This is a genomic window from Nesterenkonia aurantiaca (assembly GCF_004364585.1).
GTDB classification, from domain to species: Bacteria; Actinomycetota; Actinomycetes; order Actinomycetales; family Micrococcaceae; genus Nesterenkonia; species Nesterenkonia aurantiaca.
Window position 1 is genome coordinate 15,726 of the sequence record NZ_SOAN01000009.1, and the last position, 16,985, is coordinate 32,710.

General features: G+C 69.0%; 14 protein-coding genes. 10 read left to right on the forward strand and 4 right to left on the reverse strand.

All coding sequences use genetic code 11. The features are described from left to right. Nucleotides 1-104: 104 nt before the first annotated feature. The 4 genes from EV640_RS11280 to EV640_RS11295 form a co-directional block, all read right to left on the reverse strand. On the reverse strand, nt 105-1,979 hold the full coding sequence (locus tag EV640_RS11280) for an ATP-binding protein (protein WP_133726469.1): 1,875 nt from the start codon (nt 1,977-1,979) through the stop codon (nt 105-107). Nucleotides 1,980-2,070: 91 nt separating this feature from the next. Further along, the gene (locus tag EV640_RS11285) at nt 2,071-2,715 is read right to left on the reverse strand and encodes a Maf family protein (protein ID WP_036473299.1); all 645 of its coding nucleotides are present in this window, start codon (nt 2,713-2,715) and stop codon (nt 2,071-2,073) included. After that, the gene (locus EV640_RS11290) at nt 2,712-3,146 is read right to left on the reverse strand and encodes an acyl-CoA carboxylase epsilon subunit (RefSeq protein ID WP_133726470.1); all 435 of its coding nucleotides are present in this window, start codon (nt 3,144-3,146) and stop codon (nt 2,712-2,714) included. The genes EV640_RS11285 and EV640_RS11290 overlap by 4 nt, the downstream gene beginning before the upstream one ends. Nucleotides 3,147-3,160: 14 nt before the next feature. Beyond that, the gene (locus tag EV640_RS11295) at nt 3,161-4,744 is read right to left on the reverse strand and encodes an acyl-CoA carboxylase subunit beta (RefSeq protein ID WP_133726471.1); all 1,584 of its coding nucleotides are present in this window, start codon (nt 4,742-4,744) and stop codon (nt 3,161-3,163) included. Between the two features lie 179 nt (nt 4,745-4,923). On the opposite strand from EV640_RS11295, the gene EV640_RS11300 reads away from it, so the two are divergent. The 10 genes from EV640_RS11300 to EV640_RS11345 all read left to right on the forward strand — a co-directional run bounded on the left by EV640_RS11300 (nt 4,924) and on the right by EV640_RS11345 (nt 16,976). Next, the gene (locus tag EV640_RS11300) at nt 4,924-5,964 is read left to right on the forward strand and encodes an SDR family oxidoreductase (protein WP_036473301.1); all 1,041 of its coding nucleotides are present in this window, start codon (nt 4,924-4,926) and stop codon (nt 5,962-5,964) included. A gap of 108 nt (nt 5,965-6,072) precedes the next feature. Continuing rightward, entirely contained in the window at nt 6,073-7,182 is a 1,110-nt protein-coding gene (locus EV640_RS11305; RefSeq protein WP_133726472.1) for a biotin--[acetyl-CoA-carboxylase] ligase, read from the forward strand. A gap of 79 nt (nt 7,183-7,261) precedes the next feature. After that, nucleotides 7,262-7,837, forward strand: a complete 576-nt coding sequence (locus tag EV640_RS11310; protein WP_036473302.1) for a hypothetical protein — start codon at nt 7,262-7,264, stop codon at nt 7,835-7,837. Continuing rightward, on the forward strand, nt 7,830-9,401 hold the full coding sequence (locus EV640_RS11315) for an adenylate/guanylate cyclase domain-containing protein (RefSeq protein WP_133726473.1): 1,572 nt from the start codon (nt 7,830-7,832) through the stop codon (nt 9,399-9,401). Before EV640_RS11310 ends, EV640_RS11315 begins: the two co-directional genes overlap by 8 nt. Before the next feature lie 125 nt (nt 9,402-9,526). Then, complete coding sequence (locus tag EV640_RS11320) at nt 9,527-10,306, forward strand: protein phosphatase 2C domain-containing protein (protein ID WP_051500786.1); 780 nt, start codon at nt 9,527-9,529, stop codon at nt 10,304-10,306. A 118-nt stretch (nt 10,307-10,424) separates the two neighbouring features. After that, nucleotides 10,425-11,483 carry a baeRF2 domain-containing protein gene (locus EV640_RS11325; RefSeq protein ID WP_036473303.1) on the forward strand — a complete coding sequence of 353 codons (1,059 nt, stop codon included), beginning with the start codon at nt 10,425-10,427 and terminating at the stop codon, nt 11,481-11,483. Nucleotides 11,484-11,662: 179 nt separating this feature from the next. Further along, nucleotides 11,663-11,959 (forward strand): Asp-tRNA(Asn)/Glu-tRNA(Gln) amidotransferase subunit GatC, encoded by a 297-nt coding sequence (gatC, locus tag EV640_RS11330; RefSeq protein WP_036473304.1) that lies wholly within the window; start codon nt 11,663-11,665, stop codon nt 11,957-11,959. Nucleotides 11,960-11,967: 8 nt separating this feature from the next. Then, complete coding sequence (gatA, locus tag EV640_RS11335; protein WP_036473306.1) at nt 11,968-13,527, forward strand: Asp-tRNA(Asn)/Glu-tRNA(Gln) amidotransferase subunit GatA; 1,560 nt, start codon at nt 11,968-11,970, stop codon at nt 13,525-13,527. 8 nt (nt 13,528-13,535) lie between these two features. Further along, nucleotides 13,536-15,056: an Asp-tRNA(Asn)/Glu-tRNA(Gln) amidotransferase subunit GatB gene (gene gatB, locus EV640_RS11340; RefSeq protein WP_036473307.1), complete on the forward strand. Its 1,521-nt coding sequence runs from the start codon at nt 13,536-13,538 to the stop codon at nt 15,054-15,056. Nucleotides 15,057-15,431: 375 nt separating this feature from the next. Beyond that, complete coding sequence (locus EV640_RS11345; RefSeq protein ID WP_036473575.1) at nt 15,432-16,976, forward strand: alanine/glycine:cation symporter family protein; 1,545 nt, start codon at nt 15,432-15,434, stop codon at nt 16,974-16,976. Nucleotides 16,977-16,985 lie beyond the last annotated feature (9 nt).

Genomic DNA, 16,985 nt, shown 5'->3' on the forward strand with positions numbered 1-16,985 from the left:
AAATAGCGATGGGACATGGCAAAGACATGGGACGGATCGCGGGGCGGGACGGATCGCGGGCGCGGTACGGGCGCGGGGGCGGTTCGGACGGGCGCGGGGGAGGCTCAGTCGACGATGCTCGCCACGACCTGGCCAGCGGTCACGGTGGACCCGGCCTTGGCCTTGAGCCCCTTGAGCCGACCGGCCTTATGCGCCGTGATCGGCTGTTCCATCTTCATCGCCTCCAGCACCAGAACCAGGTCCCCTTCGGCAACCTTGGAGCCGTCCTTCGCGGCGACCTTCACGATCGTGCCCTGCATCGGTGAGGTCAGGTCATCACCTGAGACCGCAGCGGCGGAGCTGCTGCGCGCCTTGCGCCGCTTCTTGCCCCCGGCGGGCTTGCCGCCGAGCTTGCCGCCGGCCAGGGCGGCGGGCAGGTTCACGGTGATGCGCTTGCCGTTGACCTCCATGACCACCGACTCGCGCGGCTCCTCGTGGTCATGGGCCGGGTGCGCCATCAGCGCGTTGTACGGCGGGATCTGGTTGTTGAACTCGGTCTCGATCCACCGCGTGTGCACATGGAAGCTCTCCGGGGCGGGCGCCCGGCGTCGAGCCAGCCGCTCGGCGGCCTGGGAGACCGGGCTGCCGGAGCCTGCCGTGGCACCGGTTGCGGAGGCGGGCTGGGCGGCCGGAGCCAGCTCAGGCGCGAAGGCCGGGTCTTCGAGCACCGCGCGGTGGAAGGGCAGCACCGTGGGCATGCCCTCGATCTTCATCTCCTTCAGCGCACGCCGGGCCCGGCGCAGCGCCTGCTCCCGGGTGGCCCCGGTGATGATGACCTTCGCGATCATCGAGTCGAAGGCCCCGGAGATGGTCTCCCCGGCGTGTACGCCGGAGTCCACTCGGACCCCGGGTCCGTGCGGCAGGTCGAAGGTCTCCAGGGTGCCCGGTGCGGGCATGAAGTTCCGGCCCGGATCCTCGCCGTTGATCCGGAACTCGATGCTGTGTCCGCGAATCTCGGGGTCCTCGTAGCCCAGGCGCTCGCCGCGGGCGATCCGGAACTGTTCCCGGACCAGGTCGATTCCGGTGACCTCCTCGGAGACCGGGTGCTCGACCTGCAGCCGGGTGTTGACCTCCAGGAAGCTGATGGTGCCGTCCTGACCGATCAGGAACTCGCAGGTGCCGGCGCCGACATAACCGGCCTCGCGCATGATGGCCTTCGAGGCTCGGTAGAGCTGCCGGTTCTGCGCCCGGGTCAGGAACGGCGCCGGAGCCTCCTCGACGAGCTTCTGGTTGCGCCGCTGCAGCGAGCAATCACGCGTCGAGATCACGACGACGTTGCCGTGCTCGTCCGCCAGGCACTGGGTCTCGACGTGGCGCGGGGAGTCAAGGAAGCGTTCGATGAAGCATTCGCCGCGGCCGAAGGCGGAGACCGCCTCACGTACCGCGGATTCGAAGAGCTCGGCGATCTCGTCACGTTCGCGGACCACCTTGATGCCGCGTCCGCCGCCGCCGTAGGCGGCCTTGATGGCCAGCGGCAGCCCCTGCTTCTCGGCGAAGCGCATGACCTCCTTGGCGTCCTTGACCGGTTCCTTGGTTCCCGGTGCGAGCGGCGCGCCGACCCGTTCGGCCAGCTGCCGCGCGGAGACCTTGTCCCCGAGGGTGTCGATGGCTTTGGGTGGGGGCCCGATCCAGGTCAGCCCGGCGTCGATCACGGCCCGGGCGAACTCGGCGTTCTCGGAGAGGAACCCATAGCCCGGGTGCACGGCGTCGGCGCCGGTGGCGCGGGCCGCGGCGAGGATCTTGGGGATGCTCAGGTAGCTGTCGGCGGCGCTGGCACCGCCGAGGGCGTAGGCCTCGTCGGCCATGCGCACATGCACCGAGTCACGGTCCGGGTCGGCATAGACGGCGACGGCGGCCAGCCCCTCGTCCTGGGCGGCTCGGATCACGCGGACGGCGATCTCGCCGCGGTTGGCGATCAGGACCTTGGTGAACTCGGTCATGGTTCCTCTCTCTGCTTTCGCTGTCACCCACCTTGGATCGGTGGGTCTGCAGGCGCGGGAAGTACCGCCCCTGGGATGTCTCAGGTGTGGCTCACCGCGGAGGCGGAGACCACAGGTCGATGATGGAATGGCCCAGTTCGGCGAGCATCGAGTGCAGCGCCGCCGGGGAGACTCCGATGACGGAGAGGTGATCCCCCTCGATGCGGTCCACGAAGGCTGAGCCGCGACCGTCGATGGTGAAGCCTCCGGCACAGGTCAGCGGCTCCCCGGACTCCGCGTAGGCCTGGATCTCGGCGTCGGTGGGCTCCCCGAAGCTGACCCGGGTGGAGACCGTGCGCTGGGCTCGGGCGCCGGTGGCGGCGTCGACCAGGGCGTGGCCGGTGTGGAGCACCCCGGTGCGTCCGCGCATCTGCTTCCAGCGCTGCACCGCCACGTCGACCTCATAGGGTTTGCCGTAGCTGGCTCCGTCGAGCTCGAAGACCGAGTCGCAGCCCAGCACCATCACCGAGGGCCGGCTGTTGATGCCAGGCAGGTTCGCGACGGCGGCGGCCTTCAGGTCGGCCAGCAGCTGGGCCTCCAGGGCCGGACTGAGCTGCTCGTCGCCGAGCTTCTCCTGGGCGGCGGCCACGGCGGCGGGCTCGTCCACATCGGAGACGCGCACGGTGAAGCGCACATCGGCCTGGGTCAGGATCCGGGCACGGCTGCTCGAGGCGGAGCCGAGGATCAGGCGGGTCATCGCAGGCCCGCCGCGTGCTTCCAGGAGTCCGGCCCCGGGCGCCCCCACAGGCCGAGCCGACGGCGTCGCTGCAGGGTGCGGTCACTGGGCCCGGCGCTGCCGGCGCCGCTGTGCTCGAGCCCCGAGGATCCGGCGAGGGTGCCCAGCACGGCGGTCACCGCGGCGAGCTCTGCATCGGTCAGGGAGCCCCCCGCCAGCTGCAGGTCGGAGCCCTCCGGATCCGTCGGGTCCTCGAGATCCGCCTCAGCGCCGGCATCCGACGCGTCGGAATCCGACTCGGTCTCAGAGTCCTGCCGGCTCTCAGTGCCCAGCTCGCCCTCGGCGGGCGCCGCGGAACCGACCGCCGCCACCGTCCCGAACGGGTCGGTCGAGTCGATGGCCGCCGCGTCGGTCTCGGGGAGCGGGTCGGTGCTCAGAGTTGCGTGGGTCATGGTCTGAAGCCCTTCTAGAGCGGAATATTTCCGTGCTTCTTGGCCGGCAGCGCCTCACGCTTGTGCTGGGTGGCGCGCAGCGCGTTGGCGATCTGCCAGCGGGTCTCCGCCGGTTCGATCACCGCATCGATGTACCCCAGCTCGGCCGCCTGGTAGGGATTGAGCAGCTCGGCCTCATAGTCGGCGATCAAGGACCTGCGACGGCCCTCCACGTCCCCGCCGGACTTCTCCACCGCCGCCAGGTCGCGGCGGTAGAGGATGTTCACCGCACCCTGGGCGCCCATCACGCCGATCTGCGCGGTGGGCCAGGCCAGGTTCACATCCGCGCCGAGCTTCTTGGAGCCCATGACGATGTAGGCGCCGCCGAAGGCCTTGCGGGTGATCACCGTGATCTTCGGGACCGTGGCCTCGGCGTAGGCGTAGAGCAGCTTGGCCCCGCGCCGGATGATCCCGTTGAACTCCTGGTCGGTGCCGGGCAGGAAGCCCGGAACGTCCACCAGGGTCAGGATCGGAATGTTGAAGGAGTCGCAGAAGCGGACGAACCGGGCGGCCTTCTCCGAGGCGGCGATGTCCAGGGTGCCGGCGAACTGGGTGGGCTGGTTCGCCACGACCCCGACCGAGCGGCCCTCCACCCGGCCGAAGCCGATGCTGACGTTGGGCGCGTAGAGGCTCTGCAGCTCCAGGAAATGGCCCTCGTCGAGGATCTGCTCGATCAGGATCCGCATGTCGTAGGGGGCGGAGGAGGAGTCTGGGATCAGCGCGTTCAACGCCTCGTCCCCGGCCTCGATCTTGGGCCGCTCCTCGTGGTCCTCGATGGGCGCCTCGGCCAGGTTGTTCAGCGGCAGGAACTCCAGCAGCTCCTTGGCGAACTCCACGGCGTCGGACTCGTCGGAGGCCATATAGGCCGCGGTGCCGGTGACCGTGGAGTGTGAGCGCGCTCCGCCCAGGGTCTCCATATCGACGTCCTCGCCGGTCACGGACTTGATGACGTCGGGTCCGGTGATGAACATGTGCGAGGTCTTGTCCACCATGATCACGAAGTCGGTCAGCGCTGGGGAGTAGGCTGCGCCGCCGGCGGCAGGGCCCATGATCAGGGTGATCTGCGGAACCACGCCCGAGGCGTGGACGTTGTTCCGGAAGATGTCGGCGAACATCGCCAGCGAGGACACGCCCTCCTGGATGCGCGCGCCGCCGCCGTCGTTGATCCCGATCACCGGGCAGCCGTTGCGCGCGGCGAACTCCTGGACCTTGACGATCTTCTCGCCGTTGACCTTGGAGAGGGAGCCGCCGAAGACGGTGAAGTCCTGGGAGTACACCGCGACGAGCCGGCCGTCGATGGTGCCGTAGCCCGAGACCAGGCCGTCGCCCAGCGGGTGGCGGGTCTCCATCCCGAAGGAGGTGGAGCGGTGCACCGCCATGGCGTCGAGTTCGATGAAGGAGTCCGGGTCCAGGAGCATGTCGATGCGCTCCCGGGCGGTGTTCTTCCCGCGGCTGTGCTGCTTGGCCACGGCTTCCTCCCCGGCAGGGGCATGGGTCTTGTCGCGTCGCCGGCGGAAGTCGGCCAGTTTGCCGGCGGTGGTGGTGAGATCTGACGTCATGGCTGCGCGGTGGCACCTTTCCGATCGCAGGCTGGAGGAAGTCCACAATTCAGCGGCCAGTCTATCCACGGCAGAGGGTGGTTCCGCTGTGGACTCTCTACAAAAAGCCGGCCCGGACTTGCAGGCTTGGACGGAGCTGCCTGCTTCCACCCGTGGTTACTCACCGGTAGGGTGCTGCTATGACCCAGTTCACATCTCCTGACCCCGCGACCGCCACCGACCCTGCATCGGCTACCAGACCGGCCGCAGCCACCAAACTGGCCGGGCGCGCCGGGAACCTCAAGGGGCGGACCGCCCTGATCTCCGGCGGGTCCCGCGGCATCGGACACGCCATCGCGGTCGCCCTGGCCGCCCGCGGCGCGAACGTGGCGCTGCTGGCCAAGACCGACACCCCGCACCCGAAGCTCGCCGGCACCGTGCACACCGCGGTCGAGGACATCCGTGCGGCTGGCGGCCAGGGACTCGCCGTGGTCGGCGATGTGCGCCGCGACGAGGATGTGCTCGCCGCCGTGGAGCGCACCGTGGAGACCTTCGGCGGGATCGACATCGTCATCAACAACGCCTCCGCGATCGATCTCTCGCCCACCGAGGTGCTGGACATGAAGCGCTACGACCTGATGCACGACATCAACGTCCGCGGCACCTTCCTGCTCTCCAAGACCGCCGCCCCGCACCTGCGCACCAGCGCCGCGAAGCACCAGGCCGCCGCGGAGGGCGCGGCAGCGGACACTGCCTCCTCGGCAGGCTCTGAGCCGGGTTTCACCCCGCAGATCCTGACCCTCTCCCCGCCGCTGGCGCTGAGCTCTGCCGGCCTGGATCCGGTCTGGCTCGGCCGGCACCTGGGCTACACGATGTCCAAATACGGAATGTCGATGACCACCGTGGGCCTGGCAGCAGAGCTGGAGCCCGACGGCGTGGCGGTGAACTCGCTCTGGCCCGCCACCTATATCGACACCGCGGCGATCCGCAATCTCGCCGCGCTCGCCGGTGAGCAGGGCGAGACCATGATCCGTGGGGCCCGTCGCGTGGAGATCGTGGCTGACGCCGCTGTCGCGCTGCTCTCCGGGCAGGTGAACACCCCCGGAGCCGATGGGACGCCGCACCCGATCAGCGGGGCCTTCCTCACCGACGAGCAGGTGCTGCGCCAGCTGGGCATCGAGGACTTCACCGACTATGCGGTGGACCCCGAGGCCGAGCTGATCCCCGACGCCTTCCTCTGAGACTGCGACCGCGGCTGCGACCACGACAGCGACTGCGACCGCGGCTGCGACCACGACTGGCACCGAAGCTGCGCGGCGAGCCCAAGACCGGTGGCCTAGCCTGGGCTCATGACCGCCGCACTGCCACCACTCGACGACGCACTTCTCGCCCGGCGACTCCTCAGCGAGGCCGGAGGAGCCTACGCGCGGATCCAACGGGTGGAGTCCGTCGGTTCCACCAATGAATGGCTGACTCGAGCACTCGCCGCCGAGGCGCAGGCGCAGCCGGACCCGCACTCGGACGCGCAGCCGGACGCGCAGCCGGACTCGCAGTCGGCCACGCCGCCGCAGCGGCAGGTTCCGACGGCGTGGCCGCACCTTTCGGTGCTCACCGCGGAGGAGCAGACCGGAGGTCGGGGCCGGCTGGGACGCGCCTGGAGCTCGCCGAAGGGGGCTTCGCTCTCGACCTCGATCGTGCTGCGCCCACAGCTGGCGGTGGAACATCTGGGCTGGCTCTCGATGCTCGCCGGTCGGGCGCTGGTGGACACGCTGCGCCAGGACTTCGGACTCGACACCGCGGACCAGCGCGCGGTGCTCAAGTGGCCCAATGACGTGCAGGTGACCCAGGCCGAGGGGCCGGAGAAAAAGATCAGCGGGATTCTGGCCTCCGCCGTCACCGGTCGCCCCGCCGCGCCGGGCGCCGTCGTGCTGGGAGTCGGGATCAACGTGCTGCTCACGCCCGAACAGCTGCCCATCGAGAACTCCACCTCGGTGCTGATCGAACTGCGCCGCCGCGCAGCAGGGCGGCTGGACCCGGGGCTCGCTGCGGGTGGCCAGGGACTTGGTGACCAGGAACCGGAGAGCCAGGAGCCGGGGGCGCTGCGCACCGAGCTGCTGTGCTGCTTCCTGGAGCGCTTCGCGAATCTCCTGGGCCCCGTGGAAGCGGCTGCGCGACGGGCTCCCGAGACGGTCTCGGAGGTGCTGGTCACCATGGTGTCCCGGGTGCTGAGCACCCTGGGCCAACAGGTCCGTGTGGAGCTCCCCGACGGCAGCGCCGAGCGCGGAGTCGCGCAGCGGCTGACCTCCCAGGGTGCACTCCAGGTCGAGGTCACAGCCCGGCGTGCCACCGCCGAGCAGGGGTGGCAGCCCTGCATGCCCGAGCTCAAGGCCTTCTCCGCCGGCGACGTGACCCATCTCCGGGCCGACCGGGCTGGCGCCCAGCGACCCCCGGTAGACTGACCCGGCAGACCGCATACGAATTGGCGCGCCCTGGGCTTGGGGTGCGTGGACGAAGACCGGCAGGAGGCTGTGGCTCACGATGAAGCTCAAGCTGGTCGACGGCGAACAGGTGGTCATCCGGACCCGCGCGCACCACCGCGCGCTCTTGCCTGCCCTGCTGAACCTGCTCGTCACCGTGATGGTGATGAGCTTCCTGCTGGGTTACATCTCCCGGGCAGACCAGCCCGCGTTCGTCGAGCACTACCAGCACATCGGGGTCTTCCTGATCTGGGCCGGCGGGCTCCTCGCGCTCGCATTCGGCACGCTCAAGCCCCTGCTGAGCTGGGGCAACCGTATGACCTACCTGACCAGCCATCGCCTGGTGCAGAAGAACCTGCTCGGGGCCGCCCAGGCCAGCGTCGTGCCGCTGGGCCTGCTCTCCGAGGTGCAGCTCAAGCAGTCCCGCATCCAGTCCATGTCCGAGGCCGGGGACCTGGTCCTGCTCCACGGCGCCTACGGCCAGCACCAGCGGACCCGGCTGTCCAACATGCCCGACGCCGCGCACTTCCAGACCGTCATCGCTGAGGAGCTGGGCGAATACCGTCGTCACGTCGCCGCGCAGTACGCGAACCAGGCTCCCGCTCCTGGAGGATACGGAGAGGCGCACTATGCCTGAGAACCCGCCAGGAACCGACCGCGGACCGGTCTACCTCGGCGGCGAAGACACCGACGCCTCATGGCGGGCGGTGCGCTATACGCCTCCAGGAGCCAGCCGCGGACTCGAGCTCAGCGGTGAGCCCACCCGTCTCACCCCGGAGGCCGCCGGCTCCGCCGAGGCGGCGGGAGCCGAAGAGCTGCCCGCCGAGGTGTCGGCACACTACTCCGCCGCCGAGCTCGAAGCCGCCCGCCAGGACTGGTCTGACTTCAATTCCCCGCGGCTGCAGGGCCGGGTCCGCCAGACTGTGCTGCAGGAGGCGGGGGAGAGCCGCATCACTGAGGGCCCCGACGTCGCCGTCCCCGTTGAAGGCCTGGCCGACCGCAGCACCAGCCGCGCGGACCGCGAGGCGCCTGACGCGCGCAACGCCCAGTTCCAGAGCGCCGGGGCCGCCGCGACCAGTCAGAGCGCCACGGCGCCCACCGGGCATGAGCGTGCCCCGGAGACCGCCGCGATCCCGATCCCGAGCATGGAGCAGCGGGAATGGCACCGGACCATCCGGGAGCTGGAGCACCGGCTGCTCGGCGCCGAACGCACCCTGACCTACCGGGAGATGGCGCATCAGCTGGGCGTCTCCACCCGATCCGCCCGCCGGCTCTGGCGGGCGCTGGGCTTCCCCAACCTCGACGACGACGTCAAGGCGTTCACCAAGACTGACGTCGAGGCGCTGGCCACGATGATCGAGCTGGTCCGCGACGGGCACCTCAACGAGGAGACCGCCATCTCGCTGACCCGCTCGGTGGGTCAGATGACCGACCGCATGGTGGTCTGGCAGATCGAGGCGCTGGTGGAGGACAAGATCGCCAACGGCCAGCTCTCCGACGCCGTGGCCCGCACCCAGGTCGTGGAGACGCTGCCCCAGCTGATCGAACCGATCCAGAAGCTCATGGGCTACACCTGGCGCCGCCAGCTCTCGGCGGCCCTGCAGCGGCTCACCGTCCGGGTTGAATCCGGTCTGGCCGCCACCGCGCACGGACGCACCGGCGCCGAGGACGACGCCGCGCTGCCGCTGGCCCGCGCCGTGGGCTTCGCCGACCTGGTCTCCTACACCTCGCTCTCCCGGCAGATGAACGAGCGCACCCTGGCCCACATGGTGCAGCACTTCGAGTCCAAGTGTGCCGAGATCATCTCCATCGGCGGCGGCCGGCTGGTCAAGACCGTCGGGGACGAGGTGCTCTACAACGCCGAGACCCCCGAGGCCGGCGCGGAGATCGCGCTCGCCCTGGCCGAGTCCATCGCCGCCGACGACGTGCTGCCCGAGGCGCGGGTCTCCGTGGTCTGGGGGCGGGTGCTCTCCCGGATGGGGGACATCTACGGACCCACGGTGAACCTCGCCGCCCGGCTCACCTCACTGGCGGACCCGGGCACGATCCTGGTGGACCAGGTCACCGCCCAGACGCTGGAGTCCAACCCGGACTATCTGCTGGTGCCGCAGCCGCCCCGGATCGTGCGCGGCTTCGGCGAGGTCCAGCCCAATATGCTGCTGCGCGGCCAAGGCGCCGGGATCGTCACCGAGGGCCGCTGAGCCGACCCGCGCCGAGAGCCAGCGCTCACGACGGCGACGCCCGAGCCGTGCCCGAGCGGTGCCCGGGTGGCGCGAAACGTGCCATACCGTCACCACAGCGACCGGCCCCGTGACAAGATGGTGATGTGGCAGCAAGCGCAGAAGGTCCAGAGGAACCCCGGGAGCAGCAGACCCCGCCCGCAGGCCTCTACCTCGACTATGGATACGGGTCCCATGTGGGCCTGCGCCGGGAACTCAACGAAGACTCCTCGGTGATCACCGACACGCTCTTCGCCGTGGCCGATGGCATGGGTGGCCACGAGGCAGGAGAGGTCGCCTCGGCGCTCGCGGTGCAGACCCTCGCCGATGGATGGAACCGGGCCGAAGGACGCGTCGCCCGGGACCAGATCCAGTCCTTTCTGGCCGAGGCCGATCAGCGGATCCGCGAGGCCACCGACTCCAAGGCCGGCACCACCGTCTCCGGGGCGCTGCTGGCCGAAGAGGGCGCCGGACTGAACTGGATCGTCTTCAACATCGGGGACTCCCGCACCTACCTCTTCGAGCAGTCCCAGCTGCGGCAGCTCAGCCGCGACCACTCCCAGGTCCAGGACATGTTCGAATCCGGCCTGATCACCGCCGAGGAGCTGCACACCCACCCGCAGCGCAATGTCATCACCCGCGCCCTGGGCGCCGGAGACATGTGGGACGCGGACTACTTCACCTCCCCGGTGCGCGCCGGCCAGCGGCTGATGATCTGCTCCGACGGACTCAGCGGAGAGCTGAACGACTCCGAGATGGAACGCATCCTCGGCGCCGGTCGCAACGCCCAGGACACCGTGGACTGGCTGGTCCACCAGGCGCTGCGCGCCGGTGGCCGCGACAACGTCACCGTCGTCGTGGTGGATGTGCAGGAACAGATCGTTTGACCGCGACTTTCCGGCATGGATAGCGTCGGAGACAGTCACCTGTTGCCACCAACAGCTCGCGTCGGACGGTGATCTGGAGCAGAGTCTCCGCCGTCGTCGGACGCAGGAAGGAGCACAGTTGCAGCTGACCAATCTCCGAGGCGTCTACGAGGCCCAGGGCCCGTTCGCCACCGTCTACCTTGAAGCACGTTCCCCCGCCGCCGACGCCGAGGACCAGCTTCGGCTCCGCTGGCAGGACCTTCGCGCGCAGCTGGCCGACGCGGGAACCCCCGATGTCGCGCTGACCGAGCTCGATGAGGCCGTCACCGGACCAGCACCTACCGAGGTCCACACCGAGGGCCGCGTTCTCGTGGCCGATCAGACCCGGGTAGTCCTCAACGAGCACTTCGACGCCGCCCAGGGCTCCGGGGACCTGGCCACGGTCGGCGAGCCGCCGCAGCTCGGCGACTATGTCCGCCACCGTCTCGGAGCCGCCCGAATGCTGGTGGTCATCGCTGACCAGCAGCAGGCCCTCATCCGCCGCCTGGTCGTCTCAGGCGAGGAGCTGCTCGCCTCGGCGCAAGAGGAGTCGGTCCAGGGCAGCAGCGTCGAGTCGGTGCACAAGCCCCGCCAGGGTGCACTGAGCCACAAGCAGATCCAGCGCTCCGCCGACGAGGCCGCCACGCAGAACATTCGGGACATCACCCAGCGGGTCGCCAAGATTGCAGACTCCTGGAACCCGGACGTGATCGTGGTCGCCGGCGAGACCCAGGGCCGTCGAGCGCTGCATGAGGAGCTGCCCAAGGCGCTCCAGGAGCTCGCCGTCGAGGCCGAGACCGGCGGCGGAATCCCCGCCGGCAACGCAGACGAAGGCACCGAGCAGGCGCTCCGCGATGAGCTGACCGTGATCGCTCGCCGCGTCGTCATCCAGCGCGGCAACGAGCAGACCGATCGCTACGGCGAGGCGACCGGACACGGTCGCTCCGCGGAGGGCGTCGAGGAGATCCGCGCGGCCATCCGGCTCGGCGCAGTGGACACGCTTCTGCTGCGCCAGGATGAGCGCGCCGAGGGCGAGGACCAGCTGCTGGCGGACGCTTCCGCCAGTGGTGCCTCCTTCGGCCTGGTCGGCGCCCCGGTCTCCGACGCCGTGGCCGCGGTCCTGCGCTATGAGGCCCCGGTCCAGGACGTCGCCGACTGAGCAGACACCCCAGCAATACCCGGCTGGCTGACCAGCTTGACCGAGTCATCGGTCGAATCGACTGATCAGCCCGGCGCCCCGACGGCGGCCGCCCACCTTCACCGGTGGGCGGCCGCCGTCGTCCTGCTGGCCGATAGACTGGACCGAGTTCATCCACCACCGATCCCCGAGGGAGCTGCATGTCTGAGATCTCGCGCGCAGACGTTGAGCATCTTGCAAAACTTGCGCACATCAGCATGACTGAGCAGGAGCTGGAGAAGATGGCGCAGGAGCTGGCCGTCATCGTGGATTCCATGGCGACCGTCTCCGAGGCCGTCTCCGGCGAGATCCCCGCCACCAGTCATCCGCTGCCGCTGACCAACGTCTTCCGCGAGGACGAGGTCGGGCATGTCTTCACCGCTGAACAGTCGCTGCTCAATGCACCTGACGCTGAAGCCGGCCGTTTCAAGGTCCCGGCGATCCTGGACGAGGAGTGACCCCCGATATGACCACCCACACCCATGAGCTGATCCGGCTCACCGCCGCCGAGATGGCCGCGAAGCTGCGCGCCGGGGAGATCACCTCCGTGGCACTGACCCAGGCGCACCTGGACCGGATCGCCGCAGTCGACGGCGGCGAGCGCGGGATCAACGCCTTCCTGCACGTCTCCGCGGAGGAGGCGCTGCGCACCGCCGCCGAAGTCGACGCGATCCGTGCCGCCGGCGGCGCCGAGGCTGAGGCCCTGCATCCGCTGGCCGGGGTGCCGATCGCGGTCAAGGACCTGATCGTCACGCAGGGGCAGCCCACCACCGCCGGGTCCAAGATGCTCGACGGCTGGATGAGCCCCTACGACGCCACCGTGGTGACCAAGCTGCGCGCTGCGAAGCTGCCGATCCTGGGCAAGACCAACCTGGATGAGTTCGCGATGGGCTCCTCCACCGAGCACTCCGCCTTTGGGGTGACCCGCAACCCCTGGGACATCAGCCGGATCCCCGGGGGCTCCGGTGGTGGCTCCGCGGCCGCGGTCGCCGCCTTCGAGGCGCCGCTGGCACTGGGCACCGACACCGGGGGTTCGATCCGCCAGCCCGGCGCGATGACCGGGACCGTGGGGGGCAAGCCGACCTACGGAGCGGTCTCCCGCTACGGGGCCATCGCGATGGCCTCCTCGCTGGACCAGATCGGCCCGGTGGCCCGGACCACCGAAGATGCCGCGCTGCTCCACGAGCTGATCGCAGGACACGATCCGAAGGACTCCACCTCGCTCACCGGAGAGGTCCCGGCCCTGGCCGAGACCGTCCGCGGCGCCGAGGTACAGGGTCTGCGGGTCGGGGTGATCAAGCAGCTTCAGGGCGAGGGATACCAGGAGGGCGTGCTGGCTCGCTTCCACGAGGCCCTGGACGCGCTGCGCGCTGCCGGCGCCGAGATCGTGGAGGTCGACTGCCCCAGCTTCGAGTACGCGCTGGGTGCCTACTACCTGATCATGCCCTCGGAGGCCTCCTCCAACCTCGCGAAGTTCGACGGCGTGCGCTATGGCACCCGGGTGCTGCCTGAGGTCGGACCGCTGACCATCGAACGGGTCATGGGCTCCACCCGGGCCGCCGGGTTCGGCGACGAGGTCAAGCGTCGCATCATCCTGGGCACCTATGCGCTCTCCGCGGGCTACTACGACGCCTACTACGGGTCCGCCCAGAAGGTCCGCACGCTGATCCAGCAGGACTTCGACGCGGCCTTCACCAAGGCCGACGTGCTGATCTCCCCGACCTCGCCGACCGTGGCGTTCCCGCTGGGGGAGAAGGACGACGACCCGCTGGCGATGTACCTCAACGATGTGGCCACGATCCCCGCCAACCTCGCCGGGATCCCCGGCCTCTCGGTGCCCGGCGGACTCTCCGAGGGCCTGCCGGTGGGGATCCAGTTCCTCGCCCCGATCCGGGAGGACGCCCGGGTCTACCGGGCCGGCGCGGCGCTGGAGAAGCTGCTGACCCAGGACGCTGAACCACTCTGGGCCCAAGCCCCAGAGCTGGCGGAGACTGCGGAAGCGGCGGCCCACGCCGCCGGGAAGTGAAGGAAGACATGACTGACACGCTGACCGACGCGTCCCCGCTGAGCTTCGAGGAGGCACTGGAGAGGTTCGACCCGGTGCTCGGCTTCGAGGTCCACGTGGAGCTCAACACCAAGACCAAGATGTTCTCCTCGGCGCCCAACGCCTTCGGCGACGAGCCCAACACCAACGTCAACGAGGTCTGCCTGGGACTCCCGGGCACCCTGCCGGTGGTCAACGGCAAGGCCGTGGAGTACGCGGTCAAACTCGGCCTCGCGCTGAACTGCGAGATCGCCGAACGTTGCCGCTTCGCCCGCAAGCAGTACTTCTACCCGGACACCCCGAAGAACTGGCAGACCTCGCAGTATGACGAGCCGATCGCCTTCGACGGCTACCTCGACATCGAGCTCGACGACGGTGAGGTCTTCCGCGTGGAGATCGAACGCGCCCATATGGAGGAGGACGCGGGCAAGCTGACCCACGCCGGCACCTCCGGACGGATCCAGGGCGCTGACTACTCCCTGGTGGACTACAACCGCTCCGGGATTCCGCTGGTGGAGATCGTCACCAAGCCCATCGTCGGTGCCGGGTCACGGGGGCCGGAGCTCGCGCGGGCCTACGTCTCGGCGGTGCGCGACATCGTCAAGGGCCTGGACATCTCCGACGCGAAGATGGAGCGCGGCAATGTGCGCTGCGACGCGAACGTCTCGATGATGCCCAAGGGCACCACCACCTTCGGCACCCGCTCGGAGACCAAGAACGTGAACTCGCTGCGCGCCGTGGAGCATGCAGTCACCTACGAGATGCGCCGCCACGCCGGGATCCTGGCCGCCGGCGGCACCATCGTGCAGGAGACCCGGCACTGGCAGGAGGGCAGCCGCACCACCAGCTCGGGCCGCCCGAAGTCCGACGCGGACGACTACCGCTACTTCCCGGAGCCGGATCTGGTCCCGATCGTGACCACCGCGGCCTGGGTCGAGGAGCTGCGTGCGCAGCTGCCCGAGCCCCCCGCCGATCGCAAGCGTCGACTGCTCGCCGCATGGGGCTTCTCCGAGCAGGAGTTCCGTGACGTGGTCGCCGCCGGTCTGCTCGATGAGATCGACGAGACCGTGGCCGCCGGGGTCTCCCCGAGCGTGGCCCGTAAATGGTGGATGGGGGAGATCTCACGGCTGGCCAACGCCCGTGACCTCGAACCCGCCGCCCTCGGCGTGGAGCCCGTCACGATCAGCGCGCTCAACGGGCTGATCACCCAGGGTCGGATCAATGACAAGATCGCCCGCCAGGTCCTGGAGCACGTGATCGCCGGGGAGGGAACCCCGGAGGAGATCGTCACCGCCCGCGGACTGGAGGTCGTCTCGGATGACTCCGGTGCGCTCACCGCTGCGGTGGAGAAGGCGATGGCAGAGAATCCCGACGTGGTGGAGAAGATCGCCGCCGGCAAGCTCAAGGCCATCGGGGCGCTCATCGGTCCGGTGATGAAGGAGACCCGCGGTCAGGCCGACGCCGGCAAGGTCCGCGAGATCGTGCTGGCCAAGCTGGGGATCGAGGGCTGAACCGCCCTGCCGCATCGCGGCACAGCAGCTGCCCTGCCGCATCGCGGCACAGCAGCTGCCCTGCCGCATCGCGGCGCCGCAGCTGCGCCGGCGCACCGCCGAAACCCTGACAGACGGCCCGGAATCCGCTCCCTGAGCGCGATTCTGGGCCGTTTTTGTGTTCTATGGCACAATTCTCTCTTGTGCAATATTCCACCACCTGGCAACATGCTCGATACACAATCATTGCGTGTCGCAAACTGGTGGTAACAGTGGGGGAGTAGATTATTGCGCAACCCGAGGCTTGACCTCGGACCGTCACATCGCACGCGCTTTGCACCAACACATCACACGCGCTTTGCACCGATCATCGAGTGAGGGAATCACATGAGCACCATGAGTGCATACATCTCGGCGGCAGCCACGGAGGAATCCGCGCTGCAGGGGGCCGCCAACACCGTGGACGGCTGGTTCGCCGGCATCACGGAGTTCTTCTCCGGAATCATCTTCGCCACCGTCCCGCTGGGCGACTTCGACGCACCGGTGGTGGTGCTGTGGTCCATCCTGGCGGCCATCGGCTTCACGATCTACTTCGGCTTCGTCCAGTTCCGCACGCCGCAGGTCAGCCTCGAGGTGCTCCGCGGCAAGTGGACCACCGAGAAGGACCCGGGGGAGGTCTCGCACTTCCAGGCGTTGACCTCCGCGGTCTCGGCGACCGTGGGTCTCGGCAATATCGCCGGTGTGGCCGCCGCAGTCTCACTCGGCGGCCCCGGCGCCACCTTCTGGATGATCGTCGCCGGTCTCTTCGGCATGTGCACCAAGTTCGTCGAGTGCACGCTGGGCGTGAAGTACCGCTACATCGATGAGAACGGGATCGTCCATGGCGGACCCTTCCAGTACCTCAAGGTCGCTTACCACAAGCTCGGCCGTATCCCCGTGGCCATCATCACCGGCCTCTTCGCCATCGCCATCATGCTCTTCGGCGTCGTCGGCGGCGGCATGTTCCAGTCCAACCAGGCCTTCGGTCAGCTGCGCGCCGCCACCGGCGGAGAGGACGGCATCTTCGGCTCGGACCTCGCCGCACTGATCTTCGGCCTGGTCTTCGCGGGACTGGTCGGCATCGTGATCATCGGCGGCATCAAGTCCATCGGTGCGGTCACCGCCAAGCTGGTTCCCGCCATGGCCATCATCTACGTGGTGGCCTGCCTCATCGTCATCGGGGTGAACTTCTCCAACATCGGCGAGGCCTTCGGCGCGATCATCAGCGGCGCCTTCTCCCCGGAGGGCATCTCCGGCGGCGTGCTCGGCGTGATCATCATCGGTGTGACCCGCGCAGCCTTCTCCAACGAGGCCGGCATCGGTTCGGCCCCGATCGCCCACTCCGCAGTCAAGACGCGTCGTCCGATCTCCGAGGGCTTCAACGCTGCTCTCGAGCCCTTCATCGACACGGTCCTGATCTGCACCATGACCGCACTGGTCATCATCTTCGCCTGGACCCCCGAGTACCAGGAAGCACTCGACGCCGGTGGCGCAGAGAACCCCGTGGGCCTGACCTCGGCGGCCTTCGACTCGTTCCTGCCCGGCTTCAACATCGTGCTGACCGTCGCTGTGCTGCTCTTCGCCTTCTCGACACTGATCACCTGGGCGTACTACGGCATCCAGGCCTGGCGGCACCTCTTCGGCACCACCAAGGTCGGTGACACGATCTTCCGGATCATCGCACTGACCCTCGTGGTCCTGGGCTGCCTGGTCTCCACGCAGAACATCTTCGACTTCGCCGACTCGGCGCTGTTCATGTGCATCTTCATCAACGTCATCGGCCTGGTCATCCTGGCGCCGAAGGTCAAGGAAGAGATGAAGCAGTACCTGGCGGACCGCAAGGCGGGTCGTCTGCTGGAGGATCCGGAGCCGCTGCCCCACGAGCTGGCAGAGCGCCGCTGATCCCAGCAG

What these genes read in the sequence shown, in the direction of transcription:
- EV640_RS11345 (WP_036473575.1), top strand. Translation starts at nt 15,432, where the DNA reads ATGAGTGCATACATCTCGGCGGCAGCCACGGAGGAATCCGCGCTGCAG.
- EV640_RS11290 (WP_133726470.1), bottom strand. Translation starts at nt 3,146, where the DNA reads ATGACCCACGCAACTCTGAGCACCGACCCGCTCCCCGAGACCGACGCG.
- EV640_RS11310 (WP_036473302.1), top strand. Translation starts at nt 7,262, where the DNA reads ATGAAGCTCAAGCTGGTCGACGGCGAACAGGTGGTCATCCGGACCCGC.
- gatC (WP_036473304.1), top strand. Translation starts at nt 11,663, where the DNA reads ATGTCTGAGATCTCGCGCGCAGACGTTGAGCATCTTGCAAAACTTGCG.
- EV640_RS11300 (WP_036473301.1), top strand. Translation starts at nt 4,924, where the DNA reads ATGACCCAGTTCACATCTCCTGACCCCGCGACCGCCACCGACCCTGCA.
- EV640_RS11315 (WP_133726473.1), top strand. Translation starts at nt 7,830, where the DNA reads ATGCCTGAGAACCCGCCAGGAACCGACCGCGGACCGGTCTACCTCGGC.
- gatB (WP_036473307.1), top strand. Translation starts at nt 13,536, where the DNA reads ATGACTGACACGCTGACCGACGCGTCCCCGCTGAGCTTCGAGGAGGCA.
- EV640_RS11295 (WP_133726471.1), bottom strand. Translation starts at nt 4,744, where the DNA reads ATGACGTCAGATCTCACCACCACCGCCGGCAAACTGGCCGACTTCCGC.
- EV640_RS11280 (WP_133726469.1), bottom strand. Translation starts at nt 1,979, where the DNA reads ATGACCGAGTTCACCAAGGTCCTGATCGCCAACCGCGGCGAGATCGCC.
- EV640_RS11285 (WP_036473299.1), bottom strand. Translation starts at nt 2,715, where the DNA reads ATGACCCGCCTGATCCTCGGCTCCGCCTCGAGCAGCCGTGCCCGGATC.
- EV640_RS11305 (WP_133726472.1), top strand. Translation starts at nt 6,073, where the DNA reads ATGACCGCCGCACTGCCACCACTCGACGACGCACTTCTCGCCCGGCGA.
- gatA (WP_036473306.1), top strand. Translation starts at nt 11,968, where the DNA reads ATGACCACCCACACCCATGAGCTGATCCGGCTCACCGCCGCCGAGATG.